22 protein-coding genes are annotated in these 23,935 nt (G+C 68.6%); 12 read left to right on the top strand and 10 right to left on the bottom strand.

The genetic code is table 11. The features are described from left to right. Positions 1-2 precede the first annotated feature (2 nt). From zwf to tkt, 4 genes are read right to left on the bottom strand one after another with little or no spacing between them, the layout of a single operon-like run. Positions 3-1,526 carry a glucose-6-phosphate dehydrogenase gene (zwf, locus tag BOSE46_RS12440; RefSeq protein WP_159540536.1) on the bottom strand — a complete coding sequence of 508 codons (1,524 nt, stop codon included), beginning with the start codon at positions 1,524-1,526 and terminating at the stop codon, positions 3-5. Next, on the bottom strand, positions 1,523-3,103 hold the full coding sequence (locus tag BOSE46_RS21455; RefSeq protein WP_159540535.1) for a glucose-6-phosphate isomerase: 1,581 nt from the start codon (positions 3,101-3,103) through the stop codon (positions 1,523-1,525). The genes zwf and BOSE46_RS21455 overlap by 4 nt, the downstream gene beginning before the upstream one ends. A 3-nt stretch (positions 3,104-3,106) precedes the next feature. After that, complete coding sequence (gene tal, locus BOSE46_RS12435; RefSeq protein WP_201299625.1) at positions 3,107-4,195, bottom strand: transaldolase; 1,089 nt, start codon at positions 4,193-4,195, stop codon at positions 3,107-3,109. Positions 4,196-4,224: 29 nt separating this feature from the next. Next, the gene (gene tkt, locus BOSE46_RS12430) at positions 4,225-6,402 is read right to left on the bottom strand and encodes a transketolase (RefSeq protein WP_159540534.1); all 2,178 of its coding nucleotides are present in this window, start codon (positions 6,400-6,402) and stop codon (positions 4,225-4,227) included. A gap of 102 nt (positions 6,403-6,504) precedes the next feature. Here tkt and BOSE46_RS12425 point away from each other — a divergent pair, with 102 nt between their 5' ends. From BOSE46_RS12425 to BOSE46_RS12405, 5 genes are all read left to right on the top strand, one after another. Continuing rightward, a complete protein-coding gene (locus tag BOSE46_RS12425; RefSeq protein ID WP_236551845.1) occupies positions 6,505-7,434 on the top strand; it encodes a heme o synthase in 930 nt (309 codons plus the stop codon). 8 nt (positions 7,435-7,442) lie between these two features. After that, the gene (locus tag BOSE46_RS12420; protein WP_201299624.1) at positions 7,443-7,901 is read left to right on the top strand and encodes a GNAT family N-acetyltransferase; all 459 of its coding nucleotides are present in this window, start codon (positions 7,443-7,445) and stop codon (positions 7,899-7,901) included. A gap of 17 nt (positions 7,902-7,918) precedes the next feature. Then, positions 7,919-8,995 (top strand): hypothetical protein, encoded by a 1,077-nt coding sequence (locus tag BOSE46_RS12415; RefSeq protein ID WP_159540533.1) that lies wholly within the window; start codon positions 7,919-7,921, stop codon positions 8,993-8,995. Between the two features lie 192 nt (positions 8,996-9,187). Further along, positions 9,188-9,994: a hypothetical protein gene (locus BOSE46_RS12410; protein ID WP_159540532.1), complete on the top strand. Its 807-nt coding sequence runs from the start codon at positions 9,188-9,190 to the stop codon at positions 9,992-9,994. Next, positions 9,991-10,374: a RidA family protein gene (locus BOSE46_RS12405; RefSeq protein ID WP_159540531.1), complete on the top strand. Its 384-nt coding sequence runs from the start codon at positions 9,991-9,993 to the stop codon at positions 10,372-10,374. The genes BOSE46_RS12410 and BOSE46_RS12405 overlap by 4 nt, the downstream gene beginning before the upstream one ends. Before the next feature lie 3 nt (positions 10,375-10,377). Here BOSE46_RS12405 and BOSE46_RS12400 read toward each other — a convergent pair whose 3' ends face one another. Genes BOSE46_RS12400 through BOSE46_RS12390 form a run of 3 tightly spaced genes read right to left on the bottom strand, consistent with a single transcriptional unit; the run spans position 10,378 to position 12,976 of the window. Then, on the bottom strand, positions 10,378-11,292 hold the full coding sequence (locus tag BOSE46_RS12400) for a heme A synthase (RefSeq protein WP_159540530.1): 915 nt from the start codon (positions 11,290-11,292) through the stop codon (positions 10,378-10,380). Beyond that, positions 11,283-12,059 carry an ABC transporter permease gene (locus tag BOSE46_RS12395; protein ID WP_159540529.1) on the bottom strand — a complete coding sequence of 259 codons (777 nt, stop codon included), beginning with the start codon at positions 12,057-12,059 and terminating at the stop codon, positions 11,283-11,285. Before BOSE46_RS12395 ends, BOSE46_RS12400 begins: the two co-directional genes overlap by 10 nt. Beyond that, on the bottom strand, positions 12,056-12,976 hold the full coding sequence (locus BOSE46_RS12390; protein ID WP_236551742.1) for an ABC transporter ATP-binding protein: 921 nt from the start codon (positions 12,974-12,976) through the stop codon (positions 12,056-12,058). Before BOSE46_RS12390 ends, BOSE46_RS12395 begins: the two co-directional genes overlap by 4 nt. Before the next feature lie 50 nt (positions 12,977-13,026). On the opposite strand from BOSE46_RS12390, the gene BOSE46_RS12385 reads away from it, so the two are divergent. Next, on the top strand, positions 13,027-14,124 hold the full coding sequence (locus BOSE46_RS12385) for an ATP-dependent DNA ligase (RefSeq protein ID WP_159540528.1): 1,098 nt from the start codon (positions 13,027-13,029) through the stop codon (positions 14,122-14,124). Positions 14,125-14,210: 86 nt separating this feature from the next. Here BOSE46_RS12385 and BOSE46_RS12380 read toward each other — a convergent pair whose 3' ends face one another. Next, a complete protein-coding gene (locus BOSE46_RS12380) occupies positions 14,211-14,990 on the bottom strand; it encodes a GTP pyrophosphokinase family protein (RefSeq protein ID WP_236551741.1) in 780 nt (259 codons plus the stop codon). Between the two features lie 70 nt (positions 14,991-15,060). Continuing rightward, on the bottom strand, positions 15,061-16,125 hold the full coding sequence (locus BOSE46_RS12375; RefSeq protein WP_159540527.1) for a DNA polymerase domain-containing protein: 1,065 nt from the start codon (positions 16,123-16,125) through the stop codon (positions 15,061-15,063). Between the two features lie 150 nt (positions 16,126-16,275). On the opposite strand from BOSE46_RS12375, the gene BOSE46_RS12370 reads away from it, so the two are divergent. Beyond that, the gene (locus tag BOSE46_RS12370) at positions 16,276-17,595 is read left to right on the top strand and encodes a DUF2786 domain-containing protein (protein ID WP_159540526.1); all 1,320 of its coding nucleotides are present in this window, start codon (positions 16,276-16,278) and stop codon (positions 17,593-17,595) included. Positions 17,596-17,602: 7 nt separating this feature from the next. Here the strand turns inward: BOSE46_RS12370 and BOSE46_RS12365 are convergent, their stop codons facing one another. After that, complete coding sequence (locus BOSE46_RS12365; RefSeq protein ID WP_159540525.1) at positions 17,603-18,088, bottom strand: YbaK/EbsC family protein; 486 nt, start codon at positions 18,086-18,088, stop codon at positions 17,603-17,605. A gap of 61 nt (positions 18,089-18,149) precedes the next feature. Between BOSE46_RS12365 and BOSE46_RS12360 the strand changes: the two genes are divergently transcribed. From BOSE46_RS12360 to BOSE46_RS12340, 5 genes are read left to right on the top strand one after another with little or no spacing between them, the layout of a single operon-like run. Further along, positions 18,150-20,273, top strand: coding sequence for an MMPL family transporter (locus tag BOSE46_RS12360; protein WP_159540524.1), 2,124 nt, complete (start codon positions 18,150-18,152; stop codon positions 20,271-20,273). A gap of 47 nt (positions 20,274-20,320) precedes the next feature. Beyond that, entirely contained in the window at positions 20,321-21,007 is a 687-nt protein-coding gene (locus tag BOSE46_RS12355) for a metalloregulator ArsR/SmtB family transcription factor (protein WP_159540523.1), read from the top strand. After that, complete coding sequence (gene sufB / locus BOSE46_RS12350) at positions 21,004-22,449, top strand: Fe-S cluster assembly protein SufB (protein ID WP_159540522.1); 1,446 nt, start codon at positions 21,004-21,006, stop codon at positions 22,447-22,449. The genes BOSE46_RS12355 and sufB overlap by 4 nt, the downstream gene beginning before the upstream one ends. Next, a complete protein-coding gene (gene sufD, locus BOSE46_RS12345; RefSeq protein WP_159540521.1) occupies positions 22,446-23,618 on the top strand; it encodes a Fe-S cluster assembly protein SufD in 1,173 nt (390 codons plus the stop codon). The genes sufB and sufD overlap by 4 nt, the downstream gene beginning before the upstream one ends. Further along, positions 23,615-23,932: a non-heme iron oxygenase ferredoxin subunit gene (locus tag BOSE46_RS12340; RefSeq protein ID WP_159540520.1), complete on the top strand. Its 318-nt coding sequence runs from the start codon at positions 23,615-23,617 to the stop codon at positions 23,930-23,932. Before sufD ends, BOSE46_RS12340 begins: the two co-directional genes overlap by 4 nt. Positions 23,933-23,935: the final 3 nt, after the last annotated feature.

Genomic DNA, 23,935 nt, shown 5'->3' with positions numbered 1-23,935 from the left:
GACTAGGGACGCCTCCAGCTGCGGCCGTCGCGCGCCAGCATCTTGTCGGCCGACTCAGGGCCCCAGGTGCCGGACGGATAGGTGTCGATGGTCTTCTGCCGGTCCCAGTGCTCGATGACGGGGTCGAGGATCTTCCACGAGAGCTCGACCTCCTCGTGCTGGGGGAACAGCGGCGGATCGCCCAGCAGCACGTCGAGGATCAGCCGCTCGTACGCCTCGGGGCTGCTCTCGACGAACGCACCGCCGTAGGCGAAGTCCATGTTGACGTCGCGGATCTCCATCGTCGTGCCGGGCACTTTGGCGCCGAAGCGCAGCGTGACGCCCTCGTCGGGCTGGATCCGCATGACGAGCGCGTTCTGGCCGAGCTCCTCGATGTCGTTCTTGTTGAACGGCTGGTGCGGCGCCCGCTTGAACACGACTGCGACCTCGGTGACGCGCCGGCCCAGGCGCTTGCCGGCGCGCAGGTAGAACGGCGTGCCGGCCCAGCGACGGGTCAGCACGTCGATCCGCATCGCGGCGTATGTCTCGGTCATCGACGACTGCGGGATGCCGTCTTCCTCCTTGTAGCCCAGCACGTGCTCGCCGCCGGCCCAGCCGCCGACGTACTGCGCGCGAGCCGTGTGCAGGTCCATGCGGGCCGGGGGACGGGCGTTGGCGAGGATCTTCTGCTTCTCGATGCGCAGCGACGACGCGTTGAACGAGACCGGCTCCTCCATGGCGATGAGCGCCATGAGCTGCAGCAGGTGGTTCTGGATCACGTCACGGGCTGCGCCGATGCCGTCGTAGTAGCCGGCGCGCGAACCGATGCCGATGTCCTCGGCCATCGTGATCTGCACGTGGTCGACGTAGTGGTTGTTCCAGATCGGCTCGAACATGCCGTTGGCGAAGCGGAAGGCCAGGATGTTCTGGACCGTCTCCTTGCCGAGGTAGTGGTCGATGCGGAACACCGACTGGCGTGGGAACACCTCGGCGACGATGCGGTTGAGCTCTTCGGCAGACTTGAGGTCGTGGCCGAACGGCTTCTCGATCACGACACGGCGCCAGCCCTCGGAGGACTCGGCCAGGCCGTGCTTCTTGATCTGCGAGACCACGACGGGGAACAGGCCGGGCGGGATCGACAGGTAGAACGCGTGGTTGCCACCGGTGCCCTGCTGCTCGTCGAGCTCGGCCATGGTCTTGCCCAAGCGCTCCCAGGCTTCGTCGTCGTCGAACTCACCGGGGACGAAGCGGATGCCGGCGGCGAGCTGGTTCCACACGGTCTCGCTCCACGGCGTACGAGCACCGTCCTTGGCCGCCTGCTTGATCATGCTGGCGAACTTCGACGTGCCGAAGTCATGCCGGGCGAAGCCGACCAGTGCGAATCCCGGCGGCAGGAGGCCGCGGTTGGCGAGGTCGTAGATCGCCGGGACGAGCTTCTTCTTGGCCAGGTCGCCGGTGACGCCGAACAGGATCAGGCTGCAGGGCCCAGCGATGCGGGGGAGCCGCCGATCCTTGGGGTCCCTCAGCGGGTTGTCGACAAGGCTCACTGGGCGAGCACCGCCCGTACGCGCTGGAGACCCGTGCCGATGTCGCTGAGGTGCAGGCGGAGCACGGGCCGGCCGTGATCGCGCAGCACCGCCGCGTCGCCGGCGGCCTGCGAGTCGATGAACGAGCCGAACGTGAAGTCCCGGCCCGGCACCGCGAGGTCCTCGGCCGGAGTGCCGGTGACCTGCAGGAACACGCCGTTGGGCGTGCCGCCCTTGTGATACTGGCCGGTCGAGTGCAGGAACCGCGGGCCCCAGCCGAACGTCACCGGACGGCCGAGACGCTCAGCGAGCACCTCACGGACCCCGGCGAAGTCGGCGTACGCGATGCGGTCGAGATAGACCTGCACCGCGAGATAGCCGTGCTCCGGGTCGAGCTTGCCGAGCAGCGCGCTGACGGCGTCTGCGACGGTGGCACCCTCGCCGTAGATGTCGATGCCTTCGTCGGTCGCGTCCGGGGTCGGCACCTCGCCACCGCCGGACAGCAGCTCGCGAGCCGCCTGCTTGGCGCTCTCGACGTCGGGCTGGTCGAACGGGTTGATGCCGATGATCAGGCCGGCCACGACGACGGCGACCTCCCACAGCAGCATCTGCGCGCCGAGGCTGGCGTCGAGCGCCGCGGCCCAGCCGGACTGGGCCTCCGGAGCGTCCGTGCTGCCGATCGACACCAGGATCGAGTCGGCGGTGCTCGGGTTGAAGTTGACCGCGTTCTCGAACGGCACGACGACCGGGAGGATGCCCTTGCCGAGCTTGCCGGTCGACTCGGCGACGAGCTGCTCGATCCAGTCACCGACGCCGTGCCGGGTCTGGTCGGCGATCACGAGCTTGTCGACGCGGTGCCGGTTGGCGACGCCCATCAGCACGCCGAGCCGCAGCCCGGGGTTGTCGGCGTCGTCGGCATAGAGCGCGGCCTCGGCACCAGCGGCCTCGTCGAGCAGGGCACCGATGTCGGCGCCGGCGAGACCGCTCGGGACCAGCCCGAACGCCGTGAGCGCCGAGTAGCGGCCACCGACGTGCGGGTCGGCGCGGAACACGCGATAGCCGGCCTTGGTGGCCTCGTCGTCGAGCGGCGAGCCCGGATCCGTGACCACGACGATGTGGTCGGCGGGGTCGAGGCCGGCGTCCTTGAACGCCTGCTCGTACGCCCGTCGCTGGCTGTCGGTCTCGACCGTGCCGCCGGACTTGCTCGAGACGACCACGATCGTGCGGTCGAGACTCGTGGCGATCGCGGCACGCACCATGTCGGGCTGCGACGAGTCGAGCACCGTCAGCGGGACGCCTGCGGTGTCGCAGATGACCTCGGGCGCGAGGGACGAGCCGCCCATGCCACACAGGACGACCCGGTCGAGCCGCTTGGCCGCCAGCTGCTCACGCAGCTCCGCGATCTCGGCCACCAGCGGGCGTGAGGCCTCCGGGAGCTGCGTCCAGCTGAGCCGGATGCTGGCCTCGGACTCCGCGTCAGGACCCCACAGGGTGGCGTCCTGGGCGGCGATGCGGGACGCCACGCGCTGCTCGATGGCATCGCGGAGCGCCGTGTCGAACTCGCCTTGGGCAGGAACCGTGAGCGCGATCTGCACCACGGGTCAGGCCTTGTCGAGCTCGGTCTGGACCGTCTCGAGCAGCTCGTTCCATGAGGTCTCGAACTTGTCGAGACCCTCGACCTCGAGCAGCTCGACGACCTCGTCGTACTTGATGCCCTGGGCCTCGAGGTCGGCGATGACCTGGCGCGCCTCGTCGTACGTCCCGTGCACCGTGTCGCCGGTGACCTCACCGTGATCGGCGAACGCGTCGAGGGTCTTCTCGGGCATCGTGTTGACGGTGTTGGCGACGACGAGCTCGCTGACGTACATCGTGTCGGGGTAGGCCGGGTCCTTGACGCCGGTCGACGCCCACAGCGGACGCTGGGCGTTGGCGCCCTTGGCCGCGAGTGCCTTGAACCGGTCGGAGCCGAAGACTTCTTCGTACGCCTCATAGGCGAGCCGTGCGTTGGCGATGGCCGCCTTGCCGCGCAGGGGGCTGTCGTCGGCGAGGCGCTTGTCGACCTCGGAGTCGACGCGGCTCACGAAGAACGACGCGACCGAGTGGATCGTCGAGAGGTCCTTGCCGTTGGCGTCGGCCTGCTCGAGGCCGTAGAGGTAGGCGTCCATGACGCCGCGGTAGCGCTCGAGCGAGAAGATCAGGGTCACGTTGACGCTGATGCCTTCTGCGGTCGTCGCGGCGATCGCGGGCAGGCCCTCGACGGTCGCCGGGATCTTGATCAGCGTGTTGGGACGATCGATGCGGTCCCAGAGGCGCTTCGCGAGGTCGACGGTGCCGTCGGTGTCCTTGGCGAGGTCGGGGTCGACCTCGATCGAGACCCGGCCGTCCACGCCGTTGGTGGCGTCGAACACCGGCCGCATGATGTCGCAGCCGTTCTGGACGTCGGTCGTGGTCAGCTCGAACACCGTGGTCTTGAGGTCGGCACCGGACGCCTGGAGCGTCTTGACCTGCTCGGCGTAGCGCTCGCCCTTGGCGATGGCGGCGGCGAAGATCGTAGGGTTCGTGGTGACGCCGACGACGCCGGAGTCGGCCACGAGCGAGGCCAGGTTGCCGGTCTCGATGCGCTCGCGTGAGAGGTCGTCGAGCCAGATCGATACTCCCGCGTCGGCGAGAGCCTGCAGACGGTCATTCATGATGTCTCCTTGGAATTCAGTTGTGCGGGTCAGTGGGTGTCGGGAGCGTCGGCATTGTCGCCGGGACCGACCGGGCCGGCCGGTCGAGCGCGGAAAGGCGCGGACGGCTCGCCCGCGGCGGCAGCGATCGAGTCCTTCGCGGCTGCGACGACGGCCTCGGCGGTGATGCCGAACTTGTCGTAGAGCGTGGCGTAGTCGGCCGATGCGCCGTAGTGCTCGAGGCTCACGCTGCGTCCGGCGTCACCGACGACGTCGCTCCAGCCGAGCGAGACACCGGCCTCGACCGAGACCCGGGCGCGGAGCTTGGGCGGGATGACGCTGTCGCGGTAGGAGCTGTCCTGCTGCTCGAACCACTCACGGCACGGCATCGAGACGACCCGAGCCGAGATGCCGTCGGCGGCGAGGAGCTCGCGGGCCTTGACCGCGATCTGCACCTCGGAGCCGGTCGACACCAGGATCACGTCGGGCTCGCCGTCGGCGTCGATCAGCGTGTAGGCGCCCTTGGCGACGTCGGACGCCGGAGCCCAACCGTCCTTGCCGCGGGGGAACGTCGGCAGGTTCTGCCGGCTGAGCGCCAGTGCGGAGGGCCGATCGGTGTTGCCGAGCACGGTGCGCCAGGCAGCGATGGTCTCGTTGGCGTCGGCCGGGCGGATGACGTCGAGGCCGGGGATCGCGCGCAGGGCTGCGAGGTGCTCGACCGGCTGGTGGGTCGGTCCGTCCTCGCCGAGGCCGATCGAGTCGTGCGTCCAGACGTACGTGACGGGCAGCTCCTGCAGGGCAGCGAGGCGTACGGCGCCGCGCATGTAGTCGCTGAACACGAGGAACGTGCCGCCGTAGGGGCGGGTCAGCCCGTGCTGGACCATGCCGTTCATGATCGCGCCCATGGCGTGCTCACGGATGCCGAAGTGCAGCACGCGGCCGTACCAGTCGCCCTGGAACTTGGCGGTGGAGTGCTCGGGCGGCAGGAACGACGGCTCGCCCTTGGGCGTCGTGTTGTTGGAGCCGGCGAGGTCGGCCGAACCGCCCCACAGCTCGGGCAGCTTGCCGACTGCGGCCGACAGGAACTCGCCGGACGCGACGCGGGTCGCGACGCCCTTGGCGTCCTCCTCGTACGTCGGGAGGTCGGCGTCCCAGCCATCGGGCAGCTGACGCTTGGACAGCCGCTCCAGCAGGGCCGCGCCCTCCGGAGAGCCAGTCGCCCAGGCGTCGAACGTCTTCTGCCAGGTCTCGCGCGCCGCAGCGCCGCGGTCGCGGGCCTTGTGCGTGTGCTCGATGACGTCGTCGTCGACGATGAACGTCTTCTCGGGGTCGAAGCCGAGGAGCTCCTTGGTCGCCTTGATCTCGTCGTCGCCGAGGGCGGAGCCGTGGGAGCCTCCGGTGTTCTGGGCGTTGGGCGCCGGCCACGCGATGATCGTGCGCAGCCGGATGAAGCTGGGCTTGTCGGTGACGGCCTGGGCGGCCTGGTAGGCCTCCCACAGCGCCTCGACGTCCTCGACGTAGCCGGTGCCGCCGTTGGTCCAGTCGACGGTCTGCACGTGCCAGCCGTACGCCTCGTAGCGGGCAGCGACGTCCTCGGTGAACGCCACGTTGGTGTCGTCCTCGATCGAGATGCGGTTGTCGTCCCACAACAGCGTCAGGTTGCCGAGCTTCTGGACGCCGGCGACCGACGACGCCTCGCCGGAGACGCCCTCCTGCAGGTCGCCGTCCGACGCGATGGCATAGATGCGGTGGTCGAACGGGCTCTCGCCGGCGGCGGTGGTGGGATCGAGCAGGCCACGCTCGCGGCGGGCCGCCATGGCCATGCCGACGGCGTTGGCGACACCCTGGCCCAGAGGGCCGGTCGTGACCTCGACGCCGGGCGTGTGGTTGTACTCGGGGTGGCCGGGGGTCTGGCTGCCCCACGTGCGCAGGCTCTTGAGGTCGTCCAGCGTCATCGGGTAGCCCGCGAGGTAGAGCTGGATGTACTGCGTGAGGCTCGAGTGACCGCACGAGAGGATGAAGCGGTCACGGCCGACCCAGTGCGGATCAGTGGGGTCGTGGCGCAGCAGGCGCTGGTAGTGCAGGTAGGCGACGGGGGCGAGGCTCATGGCGGTGCCGGGGTGGCCGTTGCCGACCTTCTGCACGGCATCCGCGGCCAGGAGACGGACGGTGTCCACGGCCTTCTTGTCGAGGTCTGTCCACTCCAGCGAGGGGGTTCCGGACGTCACAGCTCTGGCTCCTGTTGTTCGAACGAGGGTCTGGGTCGAACGGCTTCATGGGCCGTCACGTCGAGCCTACTCGCGTCCTTTAGACTGCTGCACGTGACCGCCGTGGACGTGAGACAGGCCAACGGCGCTGACGTACCCACAACGCCGCGATTCACCGACGTCGTCAAGTCCTACGTCGCGCTGACCAAGCCGCGCATCATCGAGCTGCTGCTGCTGACGACCGTTCCGGTGATGTTCCTGGCCGAGCAGGGCGTGCCGTCGGCATGGCTCGTCGTCGCCACGGTGGTCGGCGGAACGCTCTCGGCCGGCAGCGCCAACGCGCTCAACTGCGTCGTCGATGCCGACATCGACCAGCTCATGCGCCGTACGTCCCGCAGGCCTCTGCCGCGTCACCAGGTGGGCACCCGAGGTGCGCTCTGGTTCGGGCTCGCCCTCGGCGTCGTGTCGACCGTCTGGCTGTGGCTGCTGGTCAACCCGCTGTCGTCGATGCTGGCGCTGGCCGCCAACGTGTTCTACGTCGTCGGCTACACCATGATCCTCAAGCGCCGCACGACCCAGAACATCGTCTGGGGCGGCGCCGCGGGCTGCTTCCCGGCGCTGATCGGCTGGACCGCGATCACCAACGAGCTGGCCTGGGCACCGGTCGTGCTCTTCCTGGTCGTGTTCTTCTGGACGCCGCCGCACTTCTGGTCGCTCGCGATGCGATACCGCGAGGACTACGCGGCGGCAAGCGTCCCGATGCTGCCGTCAGTGGCCACGTCGGCCGAGGTTGCCAAGCAGATCGTCGCGTACTCCTGGGTCATGGTCGCCACCTCGCTGCTGCTGTGGCCGATCACGCCGACGGGTTGGTTCTATCCCGCGGTCGCGATCACCCTGGGCATCGTGTTCCTCGTCGAGGCATACGACCTCAAGTCCCGTGCGATGGACACCGAGGACCTCGCGATCCTCAAGCCGATGCGGCTGTTCCACTTCTCCAACGCCTACCTGGCGCTGTTGTTCGTGGCCGCCGCGGTCGACCCCTTCCTGCGCTAGGCACGGCGGTGTCCGCGGGCCCGGCGATCCACCTCGCGTCCCCCGACGACTGGGCGGACTGGCGCCTGCTCCGGCAACGCTCGCTCAGCGAGGATCCTGATGCGTTCTCGTCGTCGACGACGATGTGGACCGGACCCAACGACACCGAAGAGCGCTGGCGCGACCGGCTCGCCGACGGCCCGTGCTTCATCGCGTACGACGGCGAGCGCCCGGTCGGCATGGTCGCCGGCCAGGTCGTCGATGGAGCCGCCCAGCTCATCTCGATGTGGGTCGCGCCCGAGGCGCGGCGGCGCGGCATCGGCAGAGCCCTGATCGAGCGGATCGTCGAGTGGAGCGCCGGCCGGCCGCTGAGCCTCCGGGTCATGGACGGCAACCAGGCCGCCATCACGGCGTACGAGCGCCACGGCTTCGTGCTCCAGGACGGCGTCGACGGCGAGGGCTGCCGCAAGATGCTGCGCGAGCCCTGACTGCGTACGCTGGCCGGGTGAGTTCTCCGGGGTACCGTCTCGTCGCGGCGGCGCGGGAGCTCAACCTCTCGGAGCGGTTCTTCGGCCGGTTCAGGCGGGTCGGCCTCCGCGGAGTCCTCGCGGACCTCAACCGCGTGGGCGAGCACGTCACGGTGCCGGGCGAGGCGCCGATCGCGGGGATGGCGTGGCAGAAGGACGATCAGGACACCCACCGGTGGTTCCCCCAGGGCATCACGACATCCGCAGACGCATACGGCGCCGACCCGTCCGGCGGGATGTTCGAGGGCCACGATGTCGTGATGGCCAGCTGGTACGGCCACGGCTGGCTCGGCTGGCTGCACTTCGGCTCCCGCATCTCGGTCATCGACTGGTCGGACGAGGGCGAGGGCCCGCCGCGCTACCGGCACGTGCTGCTCGTCGAGCCGCGGCGTTTCCTCTGGTTCCACCGGCTGCGTCCCGTACGGGTGCACGCCGGCGGCATCGTCTGGTACGGCAAGCACCTGTTCGTCGCAGGCAGCTCCAACGGTGTGCGGGTCTTCCGGCTCGACGACATCGTGCGCGTCCGCAACCGGGTGCGCACCAAGGGCTACCGCTACGCCCTGCCGCAGTACACGCTCTACGTGGCCGAGCAGGACGAGGGCGAGGACCGCATGACGTACTCGTTCATGTCGCTGGACCGGGCCGGCGACGAGGACCATCTCGTCGGCGGTGAGTACGGGCGCAAGGGCGGCAGCCATCGGCTGATCCGCTACCCGATCGATCGCGACACCGAGCTGCTCGGCACGGATGACGACGGGCGGGCCGTGCCCGTCGACTTCCACGACCGGCAGATCGCGCGCATGCAGGGCGCGGTCGTCGCGGACGGCACGTGGTTCGTCACGTCGAGCAACGGCGAGGGCAATCCCGGCGATCTCTGGTCGGGCACGCCGGGTGACTTCACGCGCCATCGCGGTGTCCTGCCCACCGGGCCCGAGGACATCACCTACCTGCCCCAGCGCCGATGGCTGTGGTCGCTGACCGAGTGGCCCGGTCGCCGTTGGGTCTATGCCATCGACGCCGACCGCTGGCGTACTGGGCCGAACGACCCGTCCTGACACCCTTTTCGCCCTAGGACATCTCTCTCCTTTGGGGGCCGGCTTGCGCGGCCCCGCATCTCGACCGGCGGCGTTCTCCTCCTTCGCCGCACAACCCCGGTGCGCCTCAGTCGTCGGCCTTGCCGGATCGAGCGCGGATGCCACGCTCGCGATTCGACCCCCAAAGGAGAGACACGCCCTAGGATGCGGGGCATGACCAGTCAACAGACGGTTGCCCTGATTGGACTGATGTTCAGCCTGGTGAGCGTCGTGCTCTCCGGCTGGTTCTCGGTGCGCACCGCCAAGATGGGGCACCGGCTCCGCATCGAGGCCGAGCGGCGCAAGGACGAGGAGACCGCCATCAAGGCGGCCGAGAAGGTCTACGAGCCGCTCGCGCAAGCCGCGGCCGAGCTGCAGTCCCGCATCTACAACATCGTCGAGACCGGTTGGGTGCCACTGGTCAAGCGTTATGAGAGTCATGGCGACTACGCCGTCACGAGCACGGCGTTCCTGTTCGCGCACTACTTCGGCTGGATCGAGGCGCGGCGCGAAGCCGTGCTGTCGTCCAGCGGCAAGGGCCGCCGCGACGAGTCCGTGCAGCAGCTCATCGACGGGGTGACGGCGACGCTGCGCCGCAGCGAGTCCGGCGACGGGTTCTTGTTCTTCGCGGCCGAGCAGCGGGCGATCGGCGAGCTCATGGTGTCGTGGGAGTTCATCCCGGACTCCACGACGCGGCTGCCTCACGTCGACGGCTACGCCGCGTTCACCAAGCGCTACCGCACGGACGAGGACTTCCGCGCCTGGTTCGCCCCGGTCGACGCCGGTATGGGCAAGGTGTCCGAGGGCGACAATCGCCGGCTCATCGAGATCCAGCGGGCGCTGGTCGCGCTGATCCGCGAGCTCGACCCCAGCAACCGCTACACGTTCGGCTACGAGCTCGAGCCGATCGACCTCAGCGAGATCGGGTCGGTCGCTCCGGCGGAGAAGGCTCCGCGGTTCCCGGGCAAGGTCCACGCATGACGCGACAGGTCATCGCCACCGATCGAGCCCCGGCCTCGCCGCTCTACAGCCAAGGCGTGCGATCCGGCTCGACGATCCATGTGTCAGGCATGGTCGGGATCGACGTGACGACGCAGGCGCTCGCCGGGGACACGATCCAGCAGCAGACGAGGCAAGCCCTCCGAAACTGCGGGTTCGTCCTCGAAGCCGCCGGAGCGACGTTGGACGATGTCGCGCAGGTGACCGTCCTGATCGCGAACCCGGCCGACTTCGACGGGATGAACGAGGCGTACGCCGAGGTGTTCGCGTCCGACCCACCGGCCCGTGCGGTGGCGCGGTTCGGACCGGAGATCCCGAACGTGCTGGTGTCGGTCATGATGACCGCCTACGTCGAGAACTGATCGTCAGGCTGGGCGACGACCCGACGTCTGGGGCGCCGGCGCGGATTGCGTGGCCGAGACGATCGCAAGGAGCACGTAGGTGCCGGTGGCGATCAGCGCGGCGGCACCGACGAGGTGCGCGGCCACCAGGGCGATCGGCAGGTCGGTGAAGTACTGGACGAACCCGATCGTGCCCTGGGCCAGCTCGACGGCGAGCAGCAGCAGCGCGAGCCGTCCCTCGGGAAGCTTGCGGAGCTCGAAGCAAAGCAGCGCCGTCAGCGCGACCAGCACATAGACGCTCGCGGCGTGCACGTGACTCATGACGTGCGGGTCGAGCCCGTTGCGCGGTGCGTCGGCGTCACCCGCGTGCGGGCCGCTTCCGGTCACGACGGTCCCGAGGTAGACGACGACCCACAGGACGACGTACATCGAGATCACCCGGCCGGTGGCAGCGCGGACGAGCCCGCCCGAGGCCACCCCGCGTACGCGGAAGACCAGCAGGATCGAGGTGGCGACCAGCAGCATCGACAGGACCAGGTGCAGCGAGACGACCCACGGGTTGAGGTCGGTGAGCACGCTGATGCCGCCGATGACGGCCTGGAACGGCACGCCGAGCATGATCACCAGCGCGAGGCGGCGTTGCTCCTGCGTGGCAGCGGCCCAGCGCCGGATCGCGACGTAGAGGCCGACCACGACGGCCACCAGGACGTAGGTCAGCATGCGGTTGCCGAACTCGATGACCCCGTGGCTGCCAAGCTCGCGGTGCGGCGTGAACGACTCGTCGGTGCACTTGGGCCACGTCGGGCAGCCGAGGCCCGAACCGGTCAGGCGTACGAGGCCGCCGGTCAGGACGATCACGGTGTTGGCGATGACGGCAGCCCACGCCCACTTCTCGACCGACGACTGGACCGGCGCCCGAAGGCTTGCTGTCACTCCCACTTGAACGTCCTTGAGACTCCGAGGCCGCAGCACACGGCCCACACGATCAGCACCACGATGGAGAAGGCGCCAGGGCCCTGGCCGACGAACGAGTCGCGCAGACCCTGTCCCAGCGCCCCGGACGGCAGCAGCTCGAGCACGTGGCGCGCCGCCTCCGGATAGCGGCTCAGCGGCACGAGCAGGCCGCCACCGACGAGCAGCAACACGTAGACCAGGTTGGCGACCGCGAGCGTCGCCTCGGCACGAAGCGTGCCGGCTATCAGCAGGCCGAGCGAGCCGAACGCCGCGGTGCCGAGCACGGCGAGCACGACCATCTGCGCGAACGCGGTCAGCCCACCCTGCGGGTCCCAGCCGAGCAACAGGCCGACGACCGACAACAACGTGAGCTGGGCGATCTCGACGACCGCGATCGCGCCGACCTTGCCGAGCATCAGGCCCCAGCGGGGCAGCGGCGAGGCGCCGAGCCGCTTGATGACGCCATAACGCCGTTCGAACCCGGTGGCGATCGCGAGCGAGGTGAACGACGTCGAGAGAACGGCCAGGGCGAGGATGCCGGGCGTGATGATGTCGATCGGCCGGCCGGCCCCGAGGTCGACCACGTCGTTGGACCGGGTGCCGAGCACGAGGAGCATCAGCGGGATGACGAGCGTCAGCAGCAGCTGCTCGCCGTTGCGCGACAGCAGCCGCAGCTCCATCGCGACCTGCGAGCGCAGCATGGCCGGGGTGGCGGCGGCGCCCGGCATGGGGGAGAGGTCGAGGTTCGTCATCGCAGCGCCTTGCCGGTCAGCTCGAGGAACCGGTCCTCGAGGGTCTGCCGCTCGACGAGCACCGACTCGGTCAGCACGCCCTCGCCGGCGCACCAGGCCGACAGCGTGGCGAGCAGCGCCGGGTCGACGTCGCCGGAGATGACGTACGCGCCGGGGCTCACCTCGTCGACCTTGGTGTCGTGGGGGAGCGCGTGCATGAGGTTCACGACGTCGAGGCCGGCACGAGCGGTGAAACGTACGGTGTTCTTGGCGCCCGACGCGGCAAGCGCCTGGGGCGTGCCGGACGCGATGACCTGGCCCTCGTCGACGATGTGGACCTGGTCGGACAGCGTCTCGGCCTCGTCCATGAAGTGCGTCGTCAGCACGGTCGTCACGCCGCTGTCGCGCAGCTCCGACACCAGGTCCCACGTGGCGTGGCGGGCCTGCGGGTCGAGGCCTGCCGTCGGCTCGTCCAGGAACAGCAGCTCGGGCCTCCCGACGATCGCCATGGCCAGGTTGAGGCGCTGCTGCTGCCCGCCGGAGAGCCGGCGGTAGGGCGTGGACCCGTAGCCGTGCATGCCGAGACGCTCGATCAGCTGGTCGACGTCGAGGGGGTGCGCGTGCAGCGATGCGATGTGCCGCAGCATCTCGTACGCCCGTGCGCCCGACCAGGCGCCACCGGACTGGAGCATGACGCCCACGCGAGGCTTGAGCTTGCGGCCGTCGGTGATCGGGTCGAGGCCCAGCACGCGGACCGTGCCGCTCTGGGGGCTGCGGAAACCCTCGCAGGTCTCGATCGTCGTGGTCTTGCCCGCCCCGTTGGGTCCCAGGATGGCGGTGACGGTGCCCTGCTCGACGGTCAGGCTGAGGCCGTCGACTGCGGTCACCGAGCCGTATCGCATGACGAGATCGACGACCTCGACGGCGGGCTGATTCACCTGATCAGTGTAGGTGTCGGCTGTCGGGGCCCAGCCTTAGGCTGTCGCTCATGGATCTCCCCGTCATGCCCCCGCTCCAACCAATGCTGGCCAAGTCGGTCAAGGGTGTTCCCGCTGCCGACTCGGTCGAGGGTGGCCTGTCCTACGAGCCCAAGTGGGACGGCTTCCGGTGCATCGTGTTCCGAGACGGCGACGAGGTCGAGCTCGCGAGCCGTTCGACCAAACCTCTGACGCGCTACTTCCCGGACGTGGTCGAGGCGATCAAGGCCCAGACCCCCGACAGATGCGTGCTGGACGGCGAGATCTTCATCGCGATCGACGGCCGCCTCGACTTCGACGCCCTGTCGCAGCGCATCCACCCGGCAGCGTCCCGGGTCGTGACCCTGGCCGAGCGCACGCCGGCATCGTTCGTCGCGTTCGACCTGTTGGCGCTCGACGACGAGTCCTTCCTGACGGCGCCGTTCTCCGTACGTCGGTCCCGTCTCGAGGAGGCGCTGGCCGCGGCAGCCGACCCGATCCACGTGACGCGCACGACGACCGATGCGGCAGAGGCCGAGGAGTGGTTCGGCACCTTCGAGGGAGCCGGGCTCGACGGTGTCGTCGCCAAGGCGCTCGCCAAGCCATACGCGCCCAACGGCCGCACGATGCTCAAGGTCAAGCACGCCCGCACGGCCGACGTCGTTGTCGCGGGCTATCGGCTGCACAAGACCTCGACCCCCGAGCGTCCGCTGCTGGGCTCGATGCTGCTCGGGCTCTACGCCGACGACGGGCAGCTGCAGCACGTCGGCGTCGCCGCCTCGTTCACCGAGGCCCGCCGGGCGGAGCTGATCGCCGAGCTCGAGCCGCTGATCGTCGACACCTCCGAGCACCCGTGGGGCAAGTGGCAGGACGCCGACGCCCAGGCCGGTTCACGCCTGCCGGGCGGCCAGAGCCGTTGGTCCGGCACCAAGGACCTGTCATTCGTGACCCTTGCGCCGACTCGCGTGGCGGAGGTCGGCTACGAGCACATGGAGGGCATCGGCGACGGTGCGCGGTTCCGCCACACGGCGCAGTTCAAGCGCTGGCGCCCCGACCGCGAGCCGCAGTCCTGCACGTACGAACAGCTCGAAGAGGTCGCGAAATACGACCTGAGCAAGATCCTCACCTGACGCGGCGCCGAGGTTTGGCGGCGGATCAACCGTTTGCGCCATGCTTGAGGCCTCGAACGGTTGGTACTCCGCCAAATCTCGGTGGGTCAGCTGCTGAGGCGACGCAACCGCTGGATGAGCTGATCGTCGGGCACCGCGTTGGTGTTCTTGGTCAGCTCGTCCTTGAGGGCTGCGGGCAGCTCGCCCGCGGTCTTGACCTCGGTGTGCAGCCGCTCCATCGTCGCGTCGAGCTCGCCGGCGGTCTCGGCGGCTTCCTTGAGCCCGTCGAGGAGTGACTGGGGCACGTCCTCGCGGTACTTGTAGTGGATCTTGTGCTCGAGGCTCGCCCAGAAGTCCATCGCGATCGTGCGCATCTGCACCTCGACCAAGACAGGCACCTCACCGTCGCTGAGGAACACCGGCACCTCGATCAACGCGTGCAGGCTGCGATAGCCGTTCGGCTTCGGCGTCTTGATGTAGTCGCGCACCTCGACGACTCGTACGTCCGACTGGCCGGTCAGCAGGTCGAAGATCGTGTAGACGTCCGACACGAAGCTGCACGTCACGCGCACGCCGGCGATGTCGGTGATCCGCTCGGCGATCGACTCGAAGGTCGGTTCGCACTGCTTGCGGCCCATCTTCTCGACGATCGACTCGGGGTTCTTGAGCCGGGACGAGACGTGCTCGATCGGGTTGGTGTCGTGCAGGTGGGCGAACTCGTCGCGCAGGATCGACAGCTTGGTGACGATCTCCTCCATGCCGAACTTGTAGCGCATCATGAAGCGGGTGAAGTCCTGGCGGAGCTGCTGTGCGTCCTGGGAGGCAAAGTCGCCATCGGCTCGCTCGATGAGGCGACCGAGATCCATCCGCGCTGGCGTCGGGTCCACTTGCCCACTGTAGGCAGATGACCCCGGAACCGCCTGTGCAGCCCCCGTGGATCGGCACAGGATGTCCGCGTCAGTCGTCGACGACCTGCTTCTTGTTGCGGGTGTCCTTGCTCGGCTGTACGCGCTTGGGCTCGCCCGGCATCTTCGGGTACTCCGGCGGGTACGGCATCTCGACCGGATCGGCGTCCCAGAGGTCGAGGAGCGGGCGCAGTGAGTGGTGGACGTCGTCGATCTCCGCCCACGCGTCGCCCTGCGAGGCCAGCCGGTCAGGCACGGTGTGCAGCGTGAACACCCGCGGGTCGTCGAGGGTCGCCAGCTCGTCCCACGTGACCGGCGTCGAGACGGTCGCACCGGGCGCGGGCCGCAGGCTGTAGGCCGAGGCGATCGTGCGATCGCGGCAGTTCTGGTTGAAGTCGACGAAGACGTTGTTCTCGCGCTCCTCCTTCCACCACGCAGTGGTGACCCCGTGCGTATGTTTCTCGAGCTCGCGGGCCAGCGCGATCGCGGCATGCCGGACGTCGGTGAACGTCCACAAGGGCTCGATGCGTACGTAGACGTGGATGCCGCGCTTGCCACTGGTCTTGGGGAACGCCCGGATGCCGAGCTCGTCGAACAGCTCCCGTGCGACACCCGCGATGCGTACGGCGTCGGCGAACGTGGCTGACCCGAATGGATCGAGGTCGATGCGCAGCTCGTCCGGCCGGTCGTTGTCGTCGCGACGCGTCGGCCACGGGTGGAACGTGATGGCACCCATGTGGGCCGCCCAGGCCGCCGTGGCGATCTCGGTCATGCAGATCTCGTCGGCGATGCGACCCGACGGGAACAGGATGCGGGTGCTCTCGACGTACGGGGGAGCGCCGCGCATCATGCGCTTCTGGTAGAACGCGTCGCCGTGGCTGTCGGCCCGTGTCGACATCACCATGCCCTCGCGCACGCCCTTGGGCCAGCGCTCCAGGGCAACCGGGCGGTCGCGGAGCGCACGCATGAGACCGTCCTCGACCGCGACGTAGTACTCGGCGACCATCAGCTTGCTCACCTCGGCGGAGAAGTCGGTCGCCTCGTAGATCACCCGGGTGGGACTCGAGACCCGGACGCTGCGCCCGCCGGCCTCGATCTCGACCGCATCACTCGCCATGGCATCACTCTATGGCGGGGTGGGGCCTGGTCCTGTGAGGCTGGTCCTGTGCGGAAGGGCGATCTCCACAGCTACCGTCGCTACGCTCCGATCTCCACTGGCGTCGATCTGGTCTGGCCAGACGTCCGCCCATGCCGCAAGGATGGAGGAATGGGGAAGAACAGCCGCAAGCGCCGTGAGGCCCGTCGACGAACGCACGGGAGCACGCCTCGGCCCGCGTCGCATGCAGTCGGCACAGGCACCTGGCGACCGGGTGTCACGCAGGCCGAGCTGATCGATCTGATCTCGATGGCCGCTCGCTACGCGGTCGCGGCGCCGAGAGCCGCCGGGTCTCGCATCAGGCAGCTCAACCAACTGGCGGCTGATGCCGACAGTCCACAGGTCAACCCGGCCGCGTTGGTGGTCGACGAGGTGTTGTCACGGCTGGCCCAGGCGTGGGAGTACGGCTGGCAGCCCCAGGATCTGGTGCACGCCGCCCGAAGGCGTACGTCCTTCTCAGCAGCGGGCTGGCTTGCCCGCGCAGTACTCGTCGACGCCCAGCGGTCCCGCGCCATGCAGCGGGCTCCAGACGTCTGGCGGGTCCAGCTCAGCCTGCTCGCCGCCCGCCAGGGCGGCGCCGGCGATTCGGCGAGCCTGCTGAGCCCAGGCGGCGACGCGTCAGAAGCCGACTGGGTGATTGCCCTGATCGCGCTCGACTTCATGCACGACCTGCCGCGCTCTCAGCTGCTCACGCCCCCGCCGTCCCAGTGGGGGCGCGCTCGACGAACGGCATCGGCGCCCGCGAGTGAGGAGCACGCCAAGACGGTCGCACGCGTCCGAGCGCTGCTGGCCAAGGCTGAATCGACCGAGTTCGCTCCTGAAGCAGAAGCCTTCACGGCCAAGGCCCAGGACATCATGACCCGGCACGCGATCGACGAGGCGCTGTTGGCCGAAGAGGCAGGGCAGATCGTCGACGTCCAAGGCATCAGAGTCCTGATCGACCATCCGTACGCACTGGAGAAGGCTCGCCTGCTCGACGTGATCGCCCGGGCCAACCAGGTGCGCGCAGTGTGGAACGACTTCGCTTCGTGCATGACGCTCCTGGGTGTGCCGACCGATCTCGAGCAGGTCGAGATGTTGTTCACCTCGACCCTGGTGCAGGCCACGAGGGCCATGACGCAAGCCGGGCAGCGCGCCAGGCCGAGTGCAGGGGAGAGGTCGTCGTCGTTCCGCAAGGCGTTCCTCAGCGCCTATGCGACGCGAATCGGCGAGCGGCTCGCCACGTCCTTCGCCGAGGCTGCGGCGACCTACGGAGCCGACCTGGTCCCGGTGTTCGAGCGTCGTGCCGATGCGATCGACGGTGAGTTCGAACGGCTTTTCCCGCATGTCACGACCGGATCGCGCCGCGCGATGTTCGACGCCGACGGATGGGATGCCGGCACTCGAGCCGCCGATGCTGCCACGCTGCCCGCAGGATCCATCGAGGGCTGACGGCCCGTCAGTTGACGGCGATCTCCCGCGCACCGGTCATCACGCGCAGCTCGTCGTACGTCGTGGAGAAGACGGCAGCGGGATGGCCAGCGGCCGCCCAGATCTCGTCGTACGCCCGCAGTGCAGGGTCCAGGAACGTCCGGATCGGCCCCGGGTGGGCGATGGGCGACACGCCGCCGATGACCTGCCCGGTGTGCTCGCGCACGAACTCCGGCTTGGCCCGCTTGAGGGCGAGCACGTCGATCGCGGCCGCCACCTTGTCGGTGTCGACCCGATGCGCGCCGGACGTGAGCACGAGGACCGGCACCGTCTCACCCGCCCGGGTCGACGCGGCGAACAGCAGGCTGTTGGCGATCGCGCCGACCTCGCAACCGAGCGCCTCAGCCGCGAGCGCCGCCGTGTGCACCGAGTCGGGCAGGACGACGATCCGACCGGTCCCGCCGCGGCTGGAGAGCTCGGCGCGAAAGCGGGCTATCGAGGGATGCTCGTTCATGTTGGGAAACGTATCCGACCCCGCGTGGGCGGCTGACCCTTGCAACGATAGTTTTTGAGACATGTTCTCCGCTCTCGGTCGTTTCGTAACTCGTCGTCCCTGGATCGTCCTCGGCATCTGGATCGCCCTCGCGGTGGTCGTGATCTCGGCTGCGCCTGGTCTGAAGGCCACCACCGACGAGTCCGAGTTCCTGCCCAAGCACTACGAGTCGATCGAGGCGGCGAACCTCCAGGACAAGGCCTTTCCGGGCCAGGACCAGCCCGGCGCGATCCTGGTGTTCGACCGCAAGGACGGCGGCAAGCTCACTGCCGAGGACAGCGCCAAGGTCGAGTCGGTCGTCGATGACCTGAACGGCACGCTCGCCAAGGCGTTCAGCCCGGGTGCCGTCCAGCCGCCGTCGGACAACAAGCTCGTCCAGATTGCTGTGATCGGGCTGGCCGACGACGCGACGGGTTATGACACCCAGTCGATGGACGCGGCCAAGGAGCTGCGCAAGGACGCGAAACCGCTGGTCAAGGACACCGACCTCCAGCTTCGCATGACCGGAGCCGCGCCCCAGACCCTCGACTCAGAGGACTCCTCCGCCAAGACGATGCAGATCGTCGGGCTGGCCACCATCGTCCTGATCATCGTGTTGCTGGCGTTGATCTTCCACAGCGTCATCATCTGCCTGCTGCCGATCGTCGTCGTGACCCTGGTGTCGTTCATCGCGACCGGGCTGATCGCCTGGGCCAACGACATCTTCGACCTCAAGGCCGACAGCTCGATCCAGGTCATTCTGATCGTCGTGCTCTACGGCATCGGCACGGACTACATCCTGTTCCTGCTGTTCCGCTACCGCGAACGCCTACGCACGGGCGAGGACACCAAGATCGCCATCGGTGCCGCGCTCGAGCGCGCCGGCGAGGCCATTGCGTCTGCCGGTGGCGCGGTCATCGTGTCGTTCATGGCGCTGGTGCTGTCCAGCCTCAGCATCTTCCGATCGATCGGCCCGGCGCTGGCAATTGCCGTCGCCGTGACCCTGCTGGCGGCGCTCACGCTCGTGCCGGCGCTGCTGACGCTGCTCGGCCGAGCTCTGTTCTGGCCGTCGAAGAAGTGGCGTGATGAGCCCGCCGGCACCCGCTTCGCCTCGATCGGCAACGCCCTCGGCAAGCACCCCGGGCAGTTCGCCGGAGCCGCCGGACTGCTGCTCGCCGTGCTGGCATCGTTCACGATCGGCTTCAACCCGTCGTTCGACTTCAACTCGAGCCTGCCCAAGGACGTCGAGTCCACCAAGGCGATCAAGACCCTGGAGAAGGGCCTGCCCGCCGGAGTGACCGACCCGACGACGGTCCTGCTGCACTCGAGCAGCAAGCTCGACCAAGCCGCGGTCGATGCGTTCGCGACCGACCTCGGCAAGGCCGAGGGCATCGCCCAGGTTGCGCCGGGAGTCCTGTCCAAGGACGGGCAGACTGCGGTCTACAACGCGCTGCTCGACCATGACCCGACCTCTGACGCGGCGATCGCCGACGTGAAGGGCCCGATCCGGGACGCCGCGCATGCGGCTGCGCCGGACGGCAGCGAAGCGTTCGTCGGCGGCACCACGTCGGTGTTCGTCGACATGCACAAGGCGATGAACCGCGACTACTCGGTCGTCTTCCCGGTCGCCGCGGTCGTGATCATGATCATCCTGGCCCTGCTGCTGCGAAGCCTCGTCGCGCCGTGGTACCTCATGGCGTCGGTCGGTCTGGGCTTCGGGGCGACCCTCGGCGCCACCGTCATCGTGTTCCAGCACATCCAAGGTCTCGACGGCCTGATCTTCATGCTGCCGATTTACATCTACCTGTTCGTCGTGGCGCTCGGCACCGACTACAACATCCTGATGATCGCGCGGCTGCGCGAGGAGGCGCGTGAGGGACGAGATCCACGCGACGCGGCAGCGCAGGCCGTACGCCATGCGGGTCCCACGATCGCGGCAGCCGGCGTCATCCTCGCGGGCACGTTCGCGGCCCTGATGCTGGGCGGTAACTCGCTCATCACGTCGATGGGCTTCGCGCTGTCGTTCGGCATCTTCGTGTCGGCATTCGTCATGGCGATGTTCCTGACCCCTGCCCTCACAGCCCTGATCGGCCACCACGCCTGGTGGCCCGGTCACGGCGACGAGACGGCGGCGGACAAGGCTGTTCGCGTCGACGTACGGGGTTAGGTTCACCTTCGTTGAATCGGCTTGGTGAATAAAGGCACACTTGTCTTGTGAAATACACCGGTTCGGACGACGCGTCGGTGGTTGACGACGCTCCGACCCGGGAGCGGGTCGCCACGACGATCCTCCAGAACGGCCCGTCGACGGCTGCTGACCTCGCGGTCCAGCTGCACCTGACGCCCGCCGCCGTACGCCGGCACCTCGACCAGCTCCTGGCCGACGGTGTCCTCGCGACGCGCGACCAGCGAGTCACCGGGCAGCGCGGACGCGGCCGCCCGGCCAAGGTCTTCGTCATCACCGACGCCGGTCGCGACCACTTCGGCCACGCGTACGACGTGCTGGCTGCCGGCGCCTTGCGCTACCTTGCCGAGACCGGGGGAGACGACGCCGTCATGGAGTTCGCCCGCCACCGGCTCGCCGACACCGAGGCGCGCTACCGCCCGCTCCTGGCCATGGCCGACCCCGACCAGCGTCCCCAGGTGCTCGCCGAGGCGCTCAGCGCCGACGGCTACGCCGCATCGGTCGGCTCCACCCCCGCAGGCACCCAGATGTGCCAGCACCACTGCCCGGTCGCCCACGTGGCCGAGGAGTTCCCCCAGATGTGCGAGGCCGAGACCGAGATGTTCGCGCGTCTCCTCGGCACCCACGTGCAGCGACTCGCCACGATCGCCCATGGCGATGGTGTCTGCACGACCCACCTGCCAAAGACCACCCCAGCAGAGAGGTTGCCCTCATGACGACAACGTCAGAGACCAACGCACCCAATGCCATCGAAGAGGCCAACCCCGGCCTCAAGGATGTCGGCCGCTACGAGTTCGGCTGGTCCGACAAGACCGATGCCGGCGCCACGTCGCAGCGCGGCCTGAGCGAGGACGTCGTCCGCAACATCTCGACGCTCAAGGGCGAGCCCGAGTGGATGCTCGACCTGCGCCTCAAGGGCCTCAAGCTGTTCGGTCGCAAGCCCATGCCGACGTGGGGCTCAGACCTCAGCGGCATCGACTTCGACAACATCAAGTACTTCGTGCGCTCCACCGAGAAGGTGGCCGCGACGTGGGACGACCTTCCTGATGACATCAAGAACACGTACGACCGACTGGGCATCCCCGAGGCCGAGAAGCAGCGCCTCGTGTCGGGTGTTGCCGCTCAGTACGAGTCCGAGGTCGTCTACCACTCGATCCGTGAGGACCTCGAGGAGCAGGGCGTCCTGTTCCTCGACACCGACACGGCGCTCAAGGAGCACCCCGAGCTGTTCAAGGAGTACTTCGCGACGATCATCCCGGTCGGCGACAACAAGTTCTCTGCGCTCAACTCGGCCGTGTGGTCCGGTGGCTCGTTCATCTACGTGCCCAAGGGCGTCCACGTCGACATCCCGCTGCAGGCCTACTTCCGCATCAACACCGAGAACATGGGCCAGTTCGAGCGCACGCTGATCATCGCCGACGAGGACTCGTACGTGCACTACGTCGAGGGTTGCACCGCGCCGATCTACTCCAGCGACTCGCTGCACTCCGCGGTCGTCGAGATCGTCGTCAAGAAGGGCGCCCGCGTCCGCTACACGACGATCCAGAACTGGTCCAACAACGTCTACAACCTCGTGACCAAGCGCGCCGTCTGCGAAGAGGGCGCCACGATGGAGTGGGTCGATGGCAACATCGGCTCCAAGGTCACGATGAAGTACCCCGCCGTCTACCTCATGGGTGAGCACGCGCGCGGCGAGACGCTGTCGATCGCGTTCGCCGGCGAGGGCCAGCACCAGGACGCCGGCGCCAAGATGGTCCACGCCGCGCCCAACACGTCGAGCTCGATCCTGAGCAAGTCGGTCGCCCGTGGCGGCGGACGTACGTCCTACCGTGGCCTGCTGCAGGTGCTCGAGGGCGCCGAGGGCTCGGCCAGCACGGTCAAGTGCGACGCGCTCCTGGTCGACCAGATCAGCCGCTCGGACACCTACCCCTACGTCGATGTCCGCGAGGACGACGTGACGCTCGGCCACGAGGCCACGGTCTCCAAGCTCAGCGACGACCAGCTCTTCTACTTCATGTCGCGAGGCATGGAGGAGGACGAGGCCATGGCGATGATCGTCCGCGGCTTCGTCGAGCCCATCGCGCGTGAGCTGCCGATGGAGTACGCGCTCGAGCTCAACCGCCTGATCGAACTGCAAATGGAAGGGGCTGTCGGTTGACCGCCACGCAAACCGTCGCTGAGGCACTCGAGCTCAGCCCGGTCGAGTCTCACCTGCACCCTGAGGGGTCCTTCAACGTCGAGGACCACGCGGTCCCGTCGGGCCTCGAGGAGATCTGGCGATTCACCCCGCTCAAGCGTCTCCGCGGCCTCCACCAGGACACCCCGCTCGACGGCGACGACTTCAAGGTCGAGGTCGACGCCGCTGACGGCGTCACCGCGGTCTCCGTGCCCGCGGCCGACTCCGCGCGCGGCGCTTCGGGCTATGTGCCCGTCGACCGCGTGTCGGCCCGCGCCTGGGAAGCCGCCCAGTCGGTCTTCGAGGTGACGATCCCGGCCAACGCCGTTATCGATGAGCCCACCACGATCCGCCTGCACGGCGAGGGCCTCGAGAAGGCCGCTGCGGGGCACCTGCTCGTACGCGCCGGCCAGTTCTCCAAGGCCGTCGTCGTCGTCGACTACGACGGCTCGGCCACGTGGGCCGAGAACATCGAGGTCGTCCTCGAGGACGGCGCCCAGCTGACGTTCGTGACGATCCAGGACTGGAACGACGACAGCGTCCACGTCGTCACCCAGCACGCCCGGGTCGGCCGCGACGCCGAGCTCCGCCACATCGCGGTCTCGCTCGGCGGCGATGTCGTACGCGCGAGCACCTCGGCGGACTACCTCGGCACCGGCGGCAGCGTCGAGATGCTCGGCGTCTACTTCGCCGATGCCGGCCAGCACATCGAGCACCGTCTGTTCGTCGACCACACGGCGCCGCGCACCAAGAGCAACGTCGAGTACAAGGGCGCGCTCCAGGGCAAGGACGCCCACACGGTCTGGATCGGCAACGTCCTGATCCGCAAGGAGGCCGAGGGCATCCTGACGTACGAGAGCAACGACAACCTCGTGCTGACCGACGGCGCCAAGGCCGACTCGGTGCCCAACCTCGAGATCGAGACCGGTGACATCGAGGGCGCGGGTCACGCGTCCACGACCGGCCGCTTCGACGACGAGCACCTGTTCTACCTGCAGAGCCGCGGCATCGAGGAGGAGGAAGCCCGCCGACTCGTCGTGCACGGCTTCTTCAACGACATCATCCGCCGCATCGGCGTGCCGTCCCTGCAGGAGCGCCTGGTCGCCTCCATCGAGGAGGAGCTGGCCGAGCACGTAGGACGCCTCGCATGAGCTTCGTCGCGGCCGCCGCGCTGGCGGACGTACCCCAGGGGGGCGTGCTTGCCGTCGAGGTCGACGGCGAGGAGATCGCCCTGCTACGCGACGGCGAAGACATCTACGCGCTGCGTGACGAGTGCTCGCACGCGTCGATCCCGCTGTCGGAGGGTGAGGTCGAGGGCTGCGAGATCGAGTGCTGGCTGCACGGATCCCGCTTCGACGCCCGCACCGGCAAGCCGGTCAACCTCCCCGCCACCGAACCCGTACCCACCTACCCCACACAGATCGAGGGCGACACCGTCATGGTCGACCTCTCACCCAGGAGCTGAAGC

This window comes from Aeromicrobium sp. 9AM (assembly GCF_902506105.1).
In the GTDB taxonomy this organism is placed as follows: domain Bacteria; phylum Actinomycetota; class Actinomycetes; order Propionibacteriales; family Nocardioidaceae; genus Aeromicrobium.
The sequence above is the reverse complement of the archived record's forward strand: the minus strand, read 5'-3'. Positions and strand labels throughout refer to the sequence as shown.

What these genes read in the sequence shown, in the direction of transcription:
- BOSE46_RS12405 (WP_159540531.1), top strand. Translation starts at nt 9,991, where the DNA reads ATGACGCGACAGGTCATCGCCACCGATCGAGCCCCGGCCTCGCCGCTC.
- BOSE46_RS12395 (WP_159540529.1), bottom strand. Translation starts at nt 12,059, where the DNA reads ATGACGAACCTCGACCTCTCCCCCATGCCGGGCGCCGCCGCCACCCCG.
- sufB (WP_159540522.1), top strand. Translation starts at nt 21,004, where the DNA reads ATGACGACAACGTCAGAGACCAACGCACCCAATGCCATCGAAGAGGCC.
- BOSE46_RS12410 (WP_159540532.1), top strand. Translation starts at nt 9,188, where the DNA reads ATGACCAGTCAACAGACGGTTGCCCTGATTGGACTGATGTTCAGCCTG.
- BOSE46_RS12385 (WP_159540528.1), top strand. Translation starts at nt 13,027, where the DNA reads ATGGATCTCCCCGTCATGCCCCCGCTCCAACCAATGCTGGCCAAGTCG.
- BOSE46_RS12365 (WP_159540525.1), bottom strand. Translation starts at nt 18,088, where the DNA reads ATGAACGAGCATCCCTCGATAGCCCGCTTTCGCGCCGAGCTCTCCAGC.
- tal (WP_201299625.1), bottom strand. Translation starts at nt 4,195, where the DNA reads ATGAATGACCGTCTGCAGGCTCTCGCCGACGCGGGAGTATCGATCTGG.
- BOSE46_RS12360 (WP_159540524.1), top strand. Translation starts at nt 18,150, where the DNA reads ATGTTCTCCGCTCTCGGTCGTTTCGTAACTCGTCGTCCCTGGATCGTC.
- BOSE46_RS12340 (WP_159540520.1), top strand. Translation starts at nt 23,615, where the DNA reads ATGAGCTTCGTCGCGGCCGCCGCGCTGGCGGACGTACCCCAGGGGGGC.
- BOSE46_RS12370 (WP_159540526.1), top strand. Translation starts at nt 16,276, where the DNA reads ATGGGGAAGAACAGCCGCAAGCGCCGTGAGGCCCGTCGACGAACGCAC.
- BOSE46_RS12375 (WP_159540527.1), bottom strand. Translation starts at nt 16,125, where the DNA reads ATGGCGAGTGATGCGGTCGAGATCGAGGCCGGCGGGCGCAGCGTCCGG.